Below are 15,299 nucleotides of genomic sequence, written 5' to 3' on the forward strand. Positions count from 1 at the left end.
CCGGGTGGTTCGTAGGAACCGTACTGAGTATCCTCGCCATCGTGGCGCTGATCGTCCTGATCGTGGGCGCAGTGCTCTGGTGGAGGAGACGTACGCTCCTACGGACCCCTGGCACGTTTAAGGCCAGATTCGTGGCTTCCCCGGATCAGATCGACTCACAGGGGCAAGGTGCCCGCGTGATCCTCTGCTACAACGAGACCACGGTAGAACTGATGACAGTATTCTCCGTGAGTCCGTTGCCTCGCTGGACGGCTCCACGCCATCGTTTGGACATTAAGCGTCTCGGACCAGCGCGCAAAGAAGGCTGGGTCCGCGTGCGTTTAGAAGACGGTGCGAAGGCGCAGGAACTGCTCATGGATGAGATCAACGTCTCCGAATTGGCTACGTGGTTGGAGTCCGGCCCGTCCATCGGAATCGGTATCTGGCGGGATGAACCGATCCGACGGCAACGGCGTCGTTTCTTCTGACTCGGTCAGCCGGTGTCGGACGACCTCGGACACTCAACACACAACTACACAGAAGCCGCTGGGTGAGGGAACGTGGATGGTCCCTCGCCCGGCGGCTTCGTCGTTTAGCAAAGTGCGCTCCTAGCCTGCTATTGCGTCAGAAGACTAGCCCGCTACTGCGTCAGAAGAGTCGAGCATCGGCGTCGTCAACACCGCGTAGCGCATCGTAGTCCAGCGTCACGCACCGGAAACCGCGGTCCTCGGCAAGAGTGCGGGCCTGCGGTTTGATCTGCTGTGCGGCGAACACCCCTTGGACGGGCGCCAGCAGGGGATCGCGATTCAGCAGCTCGACATAGCGGGTGAGCTGCTCCACGCCGTCGATGTCACCGCGCCGTTTCAGCTCCACGGCCACGGTGGCGCCTTCGGCATTCCGGGCCACAATATCGACCGGACCAATAGCGGTCATGTACTCGCGGCGGACCAAGCTGTAGCCATCACCCAGGGTAGTGATCTGCTCGGCCAGCAATCGCTGCAGGTCGGCTTCCACACCGTCCTTGATCAGTCCCGGGTCCTGTCCCAGTTCGTGGGAAGAATCATGATGGGTCGCGAAAAGATGGATGATCAGTTGGTCATCGGTTTTCTGTGCGGAGACGGTCCAGACCGACTGGACGCCTTGTCCAGATAATGCTTCATCGGGTTCAGTTTCGCGCAAGGTGGCCGGAGGGCTCATCCAGTTCAGCGGCTTGTAGGAACCGCCGTCGGAGTGCACCAGGACAGCGCCGTCTGCCTTGATCATCAACAGGCGACTTGCCCGTGGAAGATGGGCGTTGAGTCGGCCTCGATACGTCACTGAACAGTCTGCTATCACCAATCGCACACCGGAGAGTTTACCCGGTATCGGTCCTCTCCGAGTCTGCCGAGGCCGAGGGTGGGGGAAGTCGATATGCGAAAATGGTGGCATGCCCCGTTCCAACCGTCCCCGCCGTTCGTCGTCGTCACGACGTCGCGGGGCCTCTCCGGACCGTGGCCAGGGGACCTCGCGTCCGGGAATGCCTGACGGGTTGAATCTGCGTCTGGGAATGGATCCCGGATACCACCACGAATCTGCCGCCGATGGGGACTGGCACGTGCGTAAGATCCCGGCCTGGCGTGCCGTGAAGGATTACACCTGCCCGGGTTGTTTCCGTACGATCATCACTGGCCAGGCACATCTGGTGGCCTGGCGCAGTGACCATCTCTTCGGGGACGAAGCCGCCGGTGAAGAACGCCGGCACTGGCATCTGAAATGCTGGGAGAACCGGCGTCAAGATCGCCGTTGAGCGGTTGCCTGCGGCTATCGCGAATCCTGATACGGCAGCAATACTTCTCGAAGTATCAAGAGCACCGCCGCAGCGGTAGGGATAGCTATCAGAGCTCCGAGAACCCCCAGCATGGTGCCGCCAGCGATGACGGCGATAACCGCCACGGAACTGGGGACGGCCACCGCACGAGTCATCACGCGCGGGGAGACGAAGTAAGCCTCGACCTGCAAGTAGATGAAGTAGATGGCGGCGAAGATGAGTGTGGCCTGCCAACCAACAGCCAGGCTGATGAGGCTGATGATGATCCCGCCGATCATGGCCCCGACCAGCGGGATGAACGCCATCAGGCCGGCAAAGAATGCCATCAGTGTGGCAAACGGGATTCCGGCAAGGGAGACGGCGATGAAGGCAACGCAGCCGTTGAGCACGGCGACGATGGACTGTCCGATGACGTAGTGGCCGACGGAGGTGGTGATCTGCTCCGAGAGGGTTTCCACGCGAGTCCGGCGGCTGCGGGGGACCAGGTGGTACATCCACTGTTTCATGGTCGGTAACGAGACCAGGAAGTACAGGGTGAGCACGAAAATCACGAGAGCGCTGAACCCGGTGGTGATGATCGCCGTGCCCACACCGAAGATGCCGCCGAAGAGGTTGGTGACATTGGACGTATCGGAAACGAACCGATTCAGTTCGGTGTTGACCCAATCCTGAACGTCATAGCGGGCGTCAAGATCCTGGAAGAACTCGGAGCCAATGAACTGGTCGACGAGATTGGGCAGGTCGTTGATGAACTGGGTGGTCTGCTGGGCGACGATCGGGATGAGCTGGGAAAAGAACAATCCCAGAATTCCGCCGAAGATGGCCAGGGCGCCGAGGACACCGACGCCGCGCGGGGCGCCCCAGCTCTCAACCTTGCGCACGATCGGATCCAGCCCAAGGGCGATAAACAGCGCCGCCCCGATCCAGGCCAGCAGCGATGAGTTGACGGTAAGCACCATGTACAAGAACAGCGCCAGACCGATGCCCACGGCCAAGAGGAACCCGGTACGAATAGGGTGCTGCATGACAATGTCGACGCTGGACGACGTCGCTTCGGCGGTCATGGTGTCGCGGGTGACCGGCTGATCGGTGGATTCCGGAATGCTGAACTGATGCCGTGGGCGCGCACCCGGAACGCGGAACCCACTGAGTCGCCGCCGAAGAGCGCGCACGCGATCCGCGCCTCGGGGAGAGGTCGGTGCGGGGGTCAATTCGCCGGATACGTCGTCGTTGTCTGCCACAAACACAGCGTACGTCAGCGCCTTCTCGGACCGGCAGTGCCCGTGTCCGCGGCGTCGTAGAGACCGTCCGTTATCGAAAAGTGACCATTCTCGGTACAATGAGTGCCCGTCCGGTTCACCGGTTTCTGTCACCTCGTTCTCGATTCAAGAAGGTTCTGCGTGAAAGCATTCTCAGGAGTCATCGCGATACTGCTCGGTCTTGGCGCGATCTTCGCTGCCCTGGGCCTGCAGACCGTTTGGGCTCCACCGGAGCGGGTGACCGCGGGCGTGGCAGCCGAGGGCGAGGGGGCCCCTGGAGAGGCTCCGCTGACGATCATTACCGGCGGAATCACCGAGGTCGATGACGAGAACATCGAGTACACCCTGACGGGCGAGGGTGACTACACCTTGATGCTCGGTCAGACCCGCGATATCGAGGCATGGGTGGGCGACGCCGCCCACAACACGATCACCGGTGTGAACACCGATGTACCTCGCGGCGAGAGCCCCGTAGTGACGGTGGAACACACCGAGGGTGAGTCCACCGTGCCCAGCCCCGTGAGCTCAGATCTCTGGGTAGACATTCAAGAAGCTGAAGGCACTATCACTCAGCGCTGGTCCACGCCAGCCGAAGGCGAATGGGCGCTACTTGTGGTGGCCGACGGCACCGAATCGGCTCCCACGGACTTCTCGGTGACTTGGGTGAACCAGGAAGGCAATTCGCCCTGGATCGTGCCGCTGTACGTGATCGGCTCCCTGCTGGTGTTGCTCGGCGTGCTGGTGCTGATCTGGCTGGCAGTCGTCTTCCAGCGCAAGCGGAAGCGGCCTTCGGGCCGTCGCGTGGCCGGTCGAGATGCCCTCGGTCCGGCCACCGCGACCACCGCGGTCGCAGCCCCCGCTCCTGACGCCAACGATGTCGAACCTGATGTCGAACCCGAGTCGACTGATGAAAAAGCCACTGACGAATCTGACGAGACTGTAGAACCTGATGACACTGTAGAACCAGATGACACCACCGACATCGATGATGATGTGGATGGGGGAGAAGCCGTGGACGAGCCGGAGCAGGAACAGAATGGCAAAGACCGTCCGGAGTCTCCGTTCCTGAAACGGGTCGTAGCTGGTCTGGGAACCGTGGGACTGTCAGCCGGTCTGCTTTGGGGCGGCGTGGGCCCGGCAACGGCCGACACCGCGGAAGACGCCTCGGAACCCGCCGCGAGCACCGACAGCGATATCAGCGAGGCCCCGGATGCCGGCTCCGACGCCGAAGAGGCTGGTTCCGAAGAGTACCCTGTCGTCGTCGAGCAGCAGCTCGAGCAGATTCTTACACGTGTAGGTGCCACGGTAGCCCGCGGCGATGAAGAACAAGATGCTGACGTGTTGTCCTCGCGCATGATGTCTCAGGCACTTCAGGCCCGCAAAGACAATTATCGCAACCGCGCCATCGATGATGAGACGCGCGCTGTGGCTGCGCTGCCCGCCGAGCCGGTGCTGGCCGCGTGGTCGGATGCCTCCGAGGAGTTCCCTCGCAACCTGGTGGCTGTCGTCGGTGGGGAGGATGACCAGATCCCACAGCTGGTGCTGTTGCGTCAGGAGGATGCCCGCAGTCAGTACAAGGTGGCTTACACCGCCGCGATGATTCAGGGCACCGAATTCCCGGTGTCTTCCGTGATGGACTCCGGAATTGAGCAGATCAACGTCACCGATGACACCGGCCTAGCGATGAGTCCTCAGGCTGCGCTACAGGGGCTGGGCGACTACCTTTCGGACCCCGAGGACGACTTCGGCGATCAGGTGGGGGAGAACGTCACCATTGATGCTCTGCACACCTTCCAGACCGAGCGCCAGGAATCGCTGGAGGAAGCCACCGCCGAATACAGTCGTACCCCCGTGCAGAACGGCTACACGTCGGTGCGCATGCCCGATGGCTCGGCGTTGGTGATCGGCTCGCTGAACGCTGAGACCCGGATGTCACCGAACGAGGAAGGCGCGGGCATCGAGGTCAGCGAGCTGTCCGCTGAGCTGGCTGGTGAGGATTCGCGCAACCACGAGGGCGAAGTCGTGGAGATTTATCGCGAATCGGTCGCCGTGCTGGTGCCCTCGGCTGAGGACGAGGACGCGCAGGTTCGGCTCGTGGCGATGAGCGACGATATCGCCTCCGTGGAGTACATAGACTAAGTACGAAACGTCCCGTCCCGGGGGTGAACCCGGATCAGCATCCCGGCCGCGTGCCGGGGGAGGAGTGATGATGACCGAGCAGCCAGATCGTTCCCAGCCTGCCGCAACGCCACAGCAACGTGGCGCCGTGGATCTCTCCGCCCTGGCCAACAGCGCCAGCGCACCGGAGTCGGGTGCTTCCGGAGGCTCAACCTGGGTCACGCGCATCGCCAGCGAGGCCGAGCTGCAGCAAGTGTTGCAGCTGGGTGCGCAGGTTCCGGTGCTGATCCACCTGGCTGCTCCGTCGAATCCGGCTTCGGCCCAAATCGATCAGGCCCTCGTCCCGGCCGTTGACGCCCGCCAGGGACGCCTCGTGCTGGCCCAGGCCGATACGGAAGCCAACCCCGCGCTGCTGCAGATCTTCGGTGTGCCGGCCGGTCCGGTCGTCGTTGCCGTGGTCGGTGGGCAAGCTATTCCATTGCTGAACCAGCCGGCCCCGGCCGAACAGATCTCCGCTGTCTTGGACGAAGTCCAGAAGATCGCCGTACAGAATGGTCTCTCCGGTACGGTGGCCCCGTTCGCTGCCGGGCCAGCGGAGGAATCAAACGAACCGGCGCTGCCGCCGCTGCACGCTCAGGCTGAGACGGCACTGGGCGAGCGGGATTACGAGGGTGCCCTGGCCGCGTATCAGCAAGCGCTGAAGGAAAACCCCGGTGATGACCTGGCGAAGAACGGGATTTCCCGTGTTCAATTGATCCAGCGTACCCAGGCCATGGACCCCCAGGCCGTGCGTGCTCATGCGGCCGAAAACCCGGAAGACGTCCAGGCACAGATCGACGTGGCCGACCTGGATCTGCTCGGCGGACATGTGGAGGACGCCTTCGCCCGGTTGGTGAGATTCATCGCATCTCATCGCGACGAATCCCGGGAGCCAGCTCGCGCTCATCTGGTGGATCTCTACGCCGTGGTGGGCGAAAATGATCCGCGGGTCGCCGCCTCGCGCCGCCAATTGGCGATGGCCCTGTTCTAATCAGTGTGCCTATGCTGGGGCACGTCCCGGATCTGCGCCGCTGTCGAGAACGGGGTCCGTGACCGCTCATGGAAAGGACACTTCGACCGTGGCCGACGCATCTTCACCCCAGCCTTCGTCACCGCAGCCGGTCGCTCCGAGCGACGACCAGCACGCTTTCGTCGTCCGGCAGCTAGGCAAACAATTTGGCCCCAAGATCGCCGTCAACGGCATCGACCTGGACATCCCCGCCGGATCGTTCTACGGACTGGTCGGGCCCAACGGAGCCGGCAAGACCACCGCGATGTCGATGATGACGGGGCTCTTGCGCCCGGACCACGGCAAAGTGTGGGTGCACGGTATCGAGGTGTGGGAACAGCCCGGCGCTGCCAAACGCATCATGGGCGTTCTCGCCGACGGTGTGCGCCTTTTCGACCGGCTCAGCGGTGAGCAACTGGTGACCTACTCCGGGCTGCTGCGCGGCATGGACCGTGAGTTGGTGGCCGAGCGTACCCGTGACCTCTTGCGGGTCATGGACCTCAATGAGGACGCCGGCAAACCTGTGGTGGATTACTCGGCCGGTATGACGAAGAAAATCGCCTTGGCCGCAGCCATGATCCACGTGCCGAAGGTGCTGGTGCTCGACGAGCCTTTCGAAGCAGTCGACCCGGTCTCGGCGGCGAACATTCGCCAGATCCTCCAGCAATACGTAGCTTCCGGCGGCACCGTCATCGTCTCCTCGCACGTGATGGACCTCGTGCAGCGGATGTGCGACCACGTCGCGATCATCGCGCAGGGTAACGTCCTGGCCGCCGGTACGGTGGACGAGGTACGCGGTGAGCGCTCCCTGGACGAGACGTTCGTCGAGCTGGTGGGCGGAGACGGCCCTGGAGAGGGGCTCACGTGGTTGCGCACCTGATCTCTCTGCGCTTCCGGCTGACGATCGCCGGATGGAAACGCTCGACCATGGTGCTGGTGATGACGCTGATCGGCGTCGTCTACGCACTGGGCCTCCTGTTCGCAATGATTCTTGGGATGACCGCGCTCGGCTCCGCCGACACCGAACTGCGCGGCACCGTCGTCGTCCTGATCGGCGCCGTCCTGGTGCTCGCATGGTTGGTGGTGCCCCTGTTTGCCTCGGGTATGGACCAATCCATGGAGCCGCGAAACTTTGTCACCTATGGCATTCAGACACCCGTCTTGATCACCGGGCTGGGGCTGGGAGCGCTGACCACGATGACCGGTGCGTTCACGCTGTTAGCGAGTATCGCAATGATCCTGCCCTGGCGCGACAACGTGGTGGTGATGCTGACCGCCCTAGTGGGTGCACTGCTGGGAACGGTGTTCTGTATCTGCCTTGCCCACGGGGTCACCGGTCTGCTAAGCGCGATGACCGGTCGACGTCGGGTCCGCGAGACGCTTTCGCTGATTGCGTTCATCCCGCTCATGCTCGCCGGCGTTATTTTCGGAACAGCGGTCGAGAGCATTCCGGGCCTGATCGAGCAGTTGCCGGGCGTACTGGGCGTGCTGGTGTGGACGCCGCTGGGTAGCTTCACCGGGTCCGCCTGGACGGCATCGCAGGGCGACCTTGGACTGGCAGCGGCCCAGTTGGGAGTCAGCCTCGTCTGGGTCCTCGGTGCCATCTGGCTGTGGGTGACGGCCGTGCGGCGCAGCATCGATCGCGCACCAAGCTCCGGCACGAGCAGCCGTAGCACTCGCGGCACGGGGCTGTTCGCCCGTTTTCCGGCCACCCCCGCCGGTGCGATTGCGGCGCGGTCGATCATTTACTGGCTCAAGGACCCGCGCTATTCGGCGAGCCTCATCATGGTGCCGCTCATGGTGGTCGTGTTGATATTCCTGGGCGCGCAATCGGGCAGCTCCGTGATCGTGCTCCTGATCGGCCCCCTGGTCGGCTTGCTGTTGGGATTCGCGATTCAGGCGGACCTCTCCTATGACGGCGCTGCTCTGTCCATGCACATCACCACCGGAGTCACCGGTCAAGACGACCGACGGGGTCGCGTCTCGGCGCTGCTGATCTGGGCGGTGCCGGCCACCATCGGCGCCACCGTGATCGGTGCAGCCGTGACCGGGGCGTGGAACCTGCTGCCTGCAGCCTTGGGCCTGGGCATGACGCTGTTGCTGGGCGGTGCCGGACTCTCCGCGCTCATTTCAGCGCGATTCGTGTACCCGGTGCCAGCCCCCGGGGCGAGCCCGTTTGCCACACCGCAGGGTTCGATGATGCGCACCGCCATGGTGCAGATGGTGTCCCTGCTCGCCACCGTGGTGGTCACCCTGCCGGCCGTGGTGCTCTCCATCGTGGCGCTGGTCAACGGGGATACCCTGTGGAACCTCATCGCCTTGGCGGTGGGCCTGGTCAACGGGGTGATCGTGCTGTGGATCGGTATGAAGCTCGGAGCCGCCTGGTATGACAGCACCAGCGACAAGACCTACCAGCAAGTGCTGCGCTACGTGTCCAGCCAGTAGCCAGCCGACTGAAGGAGTAGAATGGCCACCATGACGTCTTCCGTTCACGCCTCCCAGCAGGATCCCTACGGTCAGCCCGGCTCTCCGAGCGGAGCCGGATCCAGCGTTCTGGAACGTGAGGAGCAGCTCCAGGAAATAGAGCCAGGCGACCACGAGCGCTTCGCACACTACGTGCGCAAGGAAAAGATCATGGAGTCCGCCATGACCGGCGAGCCCGTGATCGCCCTGTGTGGCAAGGTCTGGACGCCGGGCAGGGATCCCCAGCGGTTCCCCGTGTGCCCCGAGTGCAAAGAGATCTACGAAGGTTTCAGTTCTGGCGACGAAGGCTCCTCGGGATCCGGTGGCAAAGGACGCGGCTGGTTCGGCCGTGGCAAGTCCTAACTCGACCGCCTGAATTCCCAGACCAAAGTGACTGTCCCCGCAGGTGCGGGTTTGCTCGCCGCGCGTACGCGGCGATAGAGGAGGTGTCCTGCACCCGTGTCGGATGCACTGTTCCAGATCGGCGAGAATCTGCCCCCAGCGATGCCCGAACGCGCCGCCTGGGGTACGGCAACGAAGCTTCGTCAGTGGCAGCAGGAGGCCCTGGAACGGTACTTTTCGGCACCACATCGGGACTTCCTCACCGTGGCAACCCCCGGCGCAGGTAAGACCACCTTCGCGCTACGCGTGGCCAAAATGCTCAAAGAATCCGGCGTGATTAGCCGGATCACCGTGGTGGCACCCACCGATCACTTGAAGAAGCAGTGGGCCGATTCTGCCGCTCGCGTGGGGCTGGCGATCGACCCTAACTTCAAGAACTCCGACGGTCGCCACGGCGACGAGTACCTCGGCGTGGCTCTCACCTACGCTCAGGTGGCGAATAAGCCGATCTTGCATCGAAATCGCACCGAAGCGGCAAACACCCTGGTCATTCTCGATGAGATCCACCACGGCGGCGATGCGCTGAGCTGGGGCGACGGCATCAGGGAGGCCTTCGAACCGGCCGCCCGAAGGCTCGCTCTGACAGGTACTCCGTTCCGCTCGGATACGGCATCGATTCCCTTTGTCGACTACGTTGAAGAGCGCGACGGCATCCGGCGCAGCCGGGCCGACTACACCTACGGTTACGGGCCTGCGCTGCGTGACCACGTGGTGCGCCCGGTGCTGTTCATGGCCTATTCCGGTCAGATGCGCTGGAAATCCTCCGCCGGTGAGGTGATGGAAGCCCAGCTCGGCGAGGCCGCAACCAAAGCCATCACGGGGGCCGCCTGGCGCACTGCGCTGAATTCGGAGGGGGAGTGGATCCCCTCGGTGCTTCGGGCGGCCGACCGTCGACTCACCGAAGTGCGGCGTAATGTCTCCGATGCTGGCGGACTGGTGATCGCCACCGACCACGAGGACGCCCGCGCGTACGCCGCCCAACTGGAAGTTATCACCGGGGAACCGGTGACGACGGTGCTGTCGGATGATGCCGGCGCCTCGGAGAAGATTGAGACGTTCGCGGAGAGCGACTCCCGGTGGATGGTCGCCGTGCGCATGGTGTCCGAAGGCGTGGACGTGCCCCGCCTGTGCGTGGGTGTGTACGCCACCTCGACCTCGACACCGCTGTTCTTTGCGCAGGCGATCGGCCGTTTCGTGCGTTCGCGTAAGCGCGGTGAGACGGCCAGCGTGTTTTTGCCTTCGGTGCCCCAACTGATGCTGTTGGCCAACGAGATGGAGGCCGAACGCAACCACGCACTGGATGCCCCGGTGGGTGGGGTGGACCCGGAGACCATGGAGGATCTCTCCAACGCGCCGGAGGAAGACGAGTTGGCCGCGGCCAATCGTGAAGACTCCGCCTCGGACAGTCTGTTGCGCGAGAAATTCCAAGCGCTGGAATCCTCGGCGTCCTTCGATAAGGTGCTCTACGACGGTGCTGAATTTGGCACCGGTGGTGCGGTGGGTTCCGAGGATGAATTGGACTTCTTGGGGATCCCTGGACTGCTCGATGCGGACCAGGTTTCCACCCTCCTGCGTCAGCGTCAGGCCGAGCAGCTCAAGCGCCGCCCACAGACCCCGCAGGTCAACGGTCAAGCCTCGGAGCAGGAAGCAGCGCAGTCCGTGGTTTCGCACCGTCGAATGAAAGAACTGCGCTCCGAATTATCGAAGTCGGTGGCCGCGTGGTCGGCACGTACTGGCACCCCGCACGGGGTGATTCACAATCGGCTCCGCGAAGTCAGCGGCGGGCCCGCGGTGGCTCAAGCCAGTCAGGACCAACTGGAGAAACGGCTCAGCACCCTGCAGGGCTGGTTTGTCGGGCGAAGCTAAGAACGACACACATTGAGACACAGATACAAGCGGGGCTCGAGATCTTTGATCTCGAGCCCCGCTTGTATCTGTGTCTATCAGCCGACGGCGTGGACCCAGTGGCACAACTGGGCGCCAGCGTCTTCCATCTCGTCCAGCGCAGCTTTTGAGTTTTCCTCGCTGACGCCCACGATGAGGTTCGTCATCACCTTCGTCTGGTAGCCAGCATCCACGGCGTCGAGCACGGTGGCTTGTACGCAGTGGTCAGTGGCAATGCCGACAACAGTGATGGCATCGATGTCCCGCTCGGAGAGCCATTCATCCAGCGTGAGTGCATCGTCCTCGATGGCGGCGGCACCAGCGGCGGTGGCGCCATAGGGGCCGACGGTGCCCTCGGGGGCGTTGGGGTGGATGGTATCTGGGTCTCCTAGCTGCCCGTCGAAAGCAGAGTAGGACGCGTCGTAGCGGCCCTTGAGGAATTGGGCGTCGAGGTACTCTTCGTCCAGGTTGGGGTGCAGTTCAGCGCCGGTAGTTCCTGCCAAGCAGTGCACCGGCCAGGTCTCTTCAAAGTCGGGTTCAGCATCCGAAGCCGCAGCGAAGTGCGGACCCGGGTCAACATGCCAGTCGCGAGTGGCGACAACAGCAGCATATTCTCCGGAGTGCTCTTCGAGGAACTCGGAGATACGGGCGGCAATGTTCGCGCCGCCGGGGACGGCCAGTGAGCCGCCTTCGCAGAAGTCGTTCTGGACGTCTACGATCACCAAAGCACGCATGGTGGGTGTCCTTTTTCATTGAGCGTCGTGGCGAGTGATTGAGTTTGCTGCCCCCGGTTTTCAGGGGCGCAGGCCAGCTTAGCCCATTCCATCCACAAAGGTGGAGAGCGCGGCTTCGCCCGGTTGTAACCTTCGGACCACATTGGGCAGTTCGGCCAGCGAATCACGATGGCGTTGGGCTGCTCGGGTCACGGCTTCGGGGCCGGTCCAGCCTGACACAATCTGGCCGTCACGGACAAATTCGTGCATCAGAGCTCGGTCGTTGGCGTCGGTGGCGGGGGGCTGATTAACACCGACGAGTTCGGCGGTGGCGAAGCCATGGGCGTTGAGTCGGCGAGCAGCGTGTTTGCGGCCGCCGTAGCTGGCTTTGCCGGTAGACGCCTTCGCGACGTCGATCCATTCGCCGTCGTCGTTCTGCCGTGACACCAGCTTATAGACCATGGAAGCGGTGGGGGCGGCCGAACCGGTGACCAACCGCGTCCCCACCCCGTACGTGTTCACGGGGGCGGACTTCAGGTAGGCGATGGCGAACTCATCCAGGTCTGAGGTGACCATGATCCCAGTGTCCTGGTTGCCCAGCTCATCCAGTAACTGGCGCACCCAGTGGGCTTGCTCCACCAGGTCCCCGGAATCGAGGCGAACATTACGCAACGCTCGCCCGGCCACCGCAACCGCGGTGCGAACCCCTTGTTCCACCTCGTAGGTGTCGACGAGCAGAGTGGTGTCGGCGCCGAGGGCATCGACCTGCGCCTGGAATGCGTCCCGCTCGGAATCGTGCAGCAGGGTGAAGGAGTGCGCGGCGGTGCCCAGAGTGGGGATGCCATAGCGGATGCCGGCCTCGAGGTTAGAGGTGGCGGTGAATCCGGCAATGATGGCGGCACGGGCAGCAGCTACCGCGGCTTCTTCGTTGATGCGTCGCGACCCCATTTCCACGCAGGCCCGGTCTCCGGCGGCCGAGGTCATGCGCGAGGCGGCGGATGCCACCGCGGAGTCATAGTTGAGGATGGACAGAATGTAGGTCTCCAGAATGCAGGCCTCGGCGAAACTCGATTCGACCTGGAGTACCGGGGATTGCGGGAAGTAGGCCTCGCCCTCGGCATAACCATAGATATTGCCGCTGAACCGGAAATCGGCCAGCCAGGCCAGGGTGGTGTCATCCACCACGCCTTGACGGTCCAGGAAAGCCAATTCGTCGTCGGCGAACCGGAAATCGGCCAGGCCCTCTAAAAGGCGCCCTGTGCCAGCGAGGACACCGTAGCGGCGTCCTTCGGGCAGTCGACGGGTGAACACCTCGAAGACGGAACGGCGGTGGGCTGCACCCGAGCGCAGGGCCGCCTGCAGCATGGTGAGCTCGTAGTGGTCAGTGAACAACGAAGTGGGTCGCTGCCCGCGAAGCTGATGTGTCTGATCGGTCACCCTGGCCACGATACTCGGTGTGTCCGCCGGATGCCGAGATGCTGTACGTCTTAAGAGCGTTAGAATGCGCATATGTGTCCTTCGACGACGAGCCTGCCTGATGCGGGCGCGAACCCCGAGGCCACGCCGATCTTGCGAGTGTCGGTGGACGGGGCGGAATCTACTGAAACAGGAACCGACACCCTGGTGCGGCCCGAGGATCGTACCCGCCTGGAGAAGCCGTGGATCGTGATTGTCTGGAACGACCCGGTGAACCTGATGTCCTACGTCTCCTACGTGTTCCGGCGCCATTTCGGATTCTCTGCGGCGCGCGCCGATGAGCTGATGTTGCAGGTGCACCACCAGGGCAAGGCGGTGGTCGCTTCCGGAACGCGGGAAGAAGCCGAGCGGCATGTGGAGGCTATGCACGGCTACGGGCTGTGGGCCACCCTGGAACAGCCTGAATGACACCGAGACACGAAAGCTGACACTGACTTCATGGCACGAGGATTTACCTCCACTCCGCGTGGCTACCTGGCCACGTTTGAGAGCGGCGAACAGCGGCTGCTGCGCCAGCTCTTCGACGACGTCATCACCCTGTTGCGTCGTCGCGAAGATGAAACCCGCTCTGACGCCGAGACCGATCAGGCTGGCGCCGAGGCTGAGCCCGATACCGAAGCTGGTACCGGAGACGCTGGTGACGCAGACATCGCGACAGACAGTGACTTTTGGGCTCTGGTGTCGGGTATTTCGGCGGGCACCGGGGAGAACCGCCGCGCCGCGCCGAGTGAAGCAGCGACGTTACGACTGTTGCCCACCGGCACCCCGGATGCGGCCAGTGAGGCGGAGGCCCAAGAGTTTCGGGCACTGACCGAAGATGCCGTGCTGCAGGCGAAACTGGAGGACCTGCAGCGTGCCATCGCCGCCGTGGAATCGCGACATCTGGTGCTGGATCTTGCCGCGGCCGAGTCGTTTGGTCGGGCCCTGAACGCCGTGCGCCTGGTGTTGGCCACCCGCCTGGAGATTGAGACCGATGACGACGCAGCGAGGGTGCACGAGATCTCGGATGTCGCCAACGCCGACTCGGTGGACGCCTATATGGCGCTGCTGTACAACTTCACCTCCTGGTTGCAGGAGACGCTGATGACCGCATTGCTGGCGGATCTGCCCGACCAGCTGGGTGCTGCCGATGATGACCACGGCGAGAGAGAGGACCGCCCATGACCACCGCCGCGAACTCGGGCGCACCGATCGGGATCTTCGACTCCGGGGTGGGCGGACTCACTGTAGCCCGTGCCGTGATCGACCAGCTACCGCAGGAATCCATCGTCTACGTAGGGGATACGGTCAACAGCCCTTACGGCCCGAAATCCATTGCCACGGTGCGCCGACTGGCTCTGGAAGTGATGGATGAACTGGTGGATGCCGGGGTGAAGCTGCTGGTTATTGCCTGCAACTCGGCCTCGGCCGCTGTGCTACGCGACGCCCGGGAACGCTACACCCAGCGCTACGGAATTCCGGTGGTGGAGGTCATCCAGCCGGCGGTGCGCCGGGCGGTGGCGGCAACCCGTAACGGTCGCATCGGCGTCATCGGCACCGAAGCCACCGTGGGATCGCGGGCCTACGAGGATACGTTTGCGGCCGCGCCGTCGTTGGAGATCACCTCGGTAGCATGCCCGCGTTTCGTGGAGTTCGTGGAGGCCGGGATCACCTCCGGCCCCGAACTGCGCACCCTGGCCGAGGAGTATCTGGCTCCGCTGAAAACAGCTGGCGTCGATACTCTGGTGCTCGGTTGCACTCACTACCCTTTGCTGACCGGCGTGATCTCCTATGTGATGGGGGAGAGCGTCACCCTGGTGTCCTCCGCGGAGGAGACCGCGCAGGACGTGTACCGCGAGCTAGTGCGCCACGACCTGGAGAATGTCGATTCCGGGGTCGAGCGGGAGCCCGGTGAGACGGCGCTGCAACGGCACCGGTTCATGGCCACCGGCGACGCCGATCAGTTCGAGCTGCTGGCCCGGCGCTTCCTGGGCCCCGAAGTCTCCGGGGTGCATCACGTGAACCGGGTAGCCGAAGAGCTGCCCACTGGCACCTTGTCTGTGGTTCCCGTCCCGGACGCCCGGTGACGCAACGTTGGGCATGAGCCAGCACGGGCGCAGTACAGTGACCAGGATAGCCAGCAACCGAACCCGCCGACGGGTCACGGCGGC

At 63.6% G+C, this 15,299-nt stretch carries 15 protein-coding genes; 11 read left to right on the forward strand and 4 right to left on the reverse strand.

Translation table 11 applies throughout. From position 1 onward, the window contains the following. The first annotated feature begins 41 nt into the window (after positions 1 to 41). A complete protein-coding gene (locus tag P8192_RS06215; RefSeq protein ID WP_278159388.1) occupies positions 42 to 467 on the forward strand; it encodes a DUF2550 family protein in 426 nt (141 codons plus the stop codon). Positions 468 to 627: 160 nt separating this feature from the next. Here the strand turns inward: P8192_RS06215 and nucS are convergent, their stop codons facing one another. Further along, the gene (gene nucS / locus P8192_RS06220) at positions 628 to 1,323 is read right to left on the reverse strand and encodes an endonuclease NucS (RefSeq protein WP_270105586.1); all 696 of its coding nucleotides are present in this window, start codon (positions 1,321 to 1,323) and stop codon (positions 628 to 630) included. A gap of 82 nt (positions 1,324 to 1,405) precedes the next feature. Here nucS and P8192_RS06225 point away from each other — a divergent pair, with 82 nt between their 5' ends. Next, positions 1,406 to 1,765 carry a hypothetical protein gene (locus P8192_RS06225; protein WP_278159391.1) on the forward strand — a complete coding sequence of 120 codons (360 nt, stop codon included), beginning with the start codon at positions 1,406 to 1,408 and terminating at the stop codon, positions 1,763 to 1,765. Between the two features lie 14 nt (positions 1,766 to 1,779). On the opposite strand, the gene P8192_RS06230 is transcribed toward P8192_RS06225, so the two are convergent. Continuing rightward, a complete protein-coding gene (locus P8192_RS06230) occupies positions 1,780 to 3,027 on the reverse strand; it encodes an AI-2E family transporter (protein ID WP_278159393.1) in 1,248 nt (415 codons plus the stop codon). Positions 3,028 to 3,186: 159 nt separating this feature from the next. Here P8192_RS06230 and P8192_RS06235 point away from each other — a divergent pair, with 159 nt between their 5' ends. The 6 genes from P8192_RS06235 (at position 3,187) to P8192_RS06260 (ending at position 10,942) form a co-directional block, all read left to right on the forward strand. Further along, on the forward strand, positions 3,187 to 5,184 hold the full coding sequence (locus P8192_RS06235; RefSeq protein ID WP_278159395.1) for a hypothetical protein: 1,998 nt from the start codon (positions 3,187 to 3,189) through the stop codon (positions 5,182 to 5,184). A gap of 70 nt (positions 5,185 to 5,254) precedes the next feature. Continuing rightward, a complete protein-coding gene (locus P8192_RS06240; RefSeq protein ID WP_278159396.1) occupies positions 5,255 to 6,193 on the forward strand; it encodes a co-chaperone YbbN in 939 nt (312 codons plus the stop codon). An 88-nt stretch (positions 6,194 to 6,281) separates the two neighbouring features. Continuing rightward, entirely contained in the window at positions 6,282 to 7,091 is an 810-nt protein-coding gene (locus tag P8192_RS06245; RefSeq protein WP_278159397.1) for an ABC transporter ATP-binding protein, read from the forward strand. Continuing rightward, positions 7,076 to 8,656 (forward strand): hypothetical protein, encoded by a 1,581-nt coding sequence (locus P8192_RS06250; protein WP_278159398.1) that lies wholly within the window; start codon positions 7,076 to 7,078, stop codon positions 8,654 to 8,656. The genes P8192_RS06245 and P8192_RS06250 overlap by 16 nt, the downstream gene beginning before the upstream one ends. 30 nt (positions 8,657 to 8,686) lie before the next feature. Further along, positions 8,687 to 9,037: a DUF3039 domain-containing protein gene (locus P8192_RS06255; protein ID WP_270105579.1), complete on the forward strand. Its 351-nt coding sequence runs from the start codon at positions 8,687 to 8,689 to the stop codon at positions 9,035 to 9,037. A gap of 96 nt (positions 9,038 to 9,133) precedes the next feature. Beyond that, positions 9,134 to 10,942 (forward strand): DEAD/DEAH box helicase, encoded by a 1,809-nt coding sequence (locus P8192_RS06260; protein ID WP_278159399.1) that lies wholly within the window; start codon positions 9,134 to 9,136, stop codon positions 10,940 to 10,942. Between the two features lie 77 nt (positions 10,943 to 11,019). Here P8192_RS06260 and P8192_RS06265 read toward each other — a convergent pair whose 3' ends face one another. Beyond that, positions 11,020 to 11,694, reverse strand: coding sequence for an isochorismatase family protein (locus tag P8192_RS06265; protein WP_278159400.1), 675 nt, complete (start codon positions 11,692 to 11,694; stop codon positions 11,020 to 11,022). A gap of 78 nt (positions 11,695 to 11,772) precedes the next feature. Beyond that, positions 11,773 to 13,110 carry a nicotinate phosphoribosyltransferase gene (locus P8192_RS06270; protein WP_278159402.1) on the reverse strand — a complete coding sequence of 446 codons (1,338 nt, stop codon included), beginning with the start codon at positions 13,108 to 13,110 and terminating at the stop codon, positions 11,773 to 11,775. A gap of 72 nt (positions 13,111 to 13,182) precedes the next feature. Here P8192_RS06270 and clpS point away from each other — a divergent pair, with 72 nt between their 5' ends. Genes clpS through murI form a run of 3 tightly spaced genes read left to right on the forward strand, consistent with a single transcriptional unit; the run spans position 13,183 to position 15,215 of the window. Then, positions 13,183 to 13,557, forward strand: a complete 375-nt coding sequence (gene clpS / locus P8192_RS06275; RefSeq protein ID WP_270105576.1) for an ATP-dependent Clp protease adapter ClpS — start codon at positions 13,183 to 13,185, stop codon at positions 13,555 to 13,557. A gap of 30 nt (positions 13,558 to 13,587) precedes the next feature. After that, the gene (locus P8192_RS06280) at positions 13,588 to 14,313 is read left to right on the forward strand and encodes a DUF2017 family protein (RefSeq protein ID WP_278159404.1); all 726 of its coding nucleotides are present in this window, start codon (positions 13,588 to 13,590) and stop codon (positions 14,311 to 14,313) included. Continuing rightward, a complete protein-coding gene (murI, locus tag P8192_RS06285; RefSeq protein ID WP_278159406.1) occupies positions 14,310 to 15,215 on the forward strand; it encodes a glutamate racemase in 906 nt (301 codons plus the stop codon). The genes P8192_RS06280 and murI overlap by 4 nt, the downstream gene beginning before the upstream one ends. Positions 15,216 to 15,299: the final 84 nt, after the last annotated feature.

The sequence above is a fragment of the Citricoccus muralis genome, assembly GCF_029637705.1.
In the GTDB taxonomy this organism is placed as follows: Bacteria; Actinomycetota; Actinomycetes; order Actinomycetales; family Micrococcaceae; genus CmP2.

Bases quoted from the DNA above. Each gene is read 5' to 3' on its own strand.
- P8192_RS06240 (WP_278159396.1), top strand. From the start codon at position 5,255: ATGACCGAGCAGCCAGATCGTTCCCAGCCTGCCGCAACGCCACAGCAA.
- P8192_RS06280 (WP_278159404.1), top strand. From the start codon at position 13,588: ATGGCACGAGGATTTACCTCCACTCCGCGTGGCTACCTGGCCACGTTT.
- clpS (WP_270105576.1), top strand. From the start codon at position 13,183: ATGTGTCCTTCGACGACGAGCCTGCCTGATGCGGGCGCGAACCCCGAG.
- P8192_RS06265 (WP_278159400.1), bottom strand. From the start codon at position 11,694: ATGCGTGCTTTGGTGATCGTAGACGTCCAGAACGACTTCTGCGAAGGC.
- murI (WP_278159406.1), top strand. From the start codon at position 14,310: ATGACCACCGCCGCGAACTCGGGCGCACCGATCGGGATCTTCGACTCC.
- P8192_RS06255 (WP_270105579.1), top strand. From the start codon at position 8,687: ATGACGTCTTCCGTTCACGCCTCCCAGCAGGATCCCTACGGTCAGCCC.
- P8192_RS06225 (WP_278159391.1), top strand. From the start codon at position 1,406: ATGCCCCGTTCCAACCGTCCCCGCCGTTCGTCGTCGTCACGACGTCGC.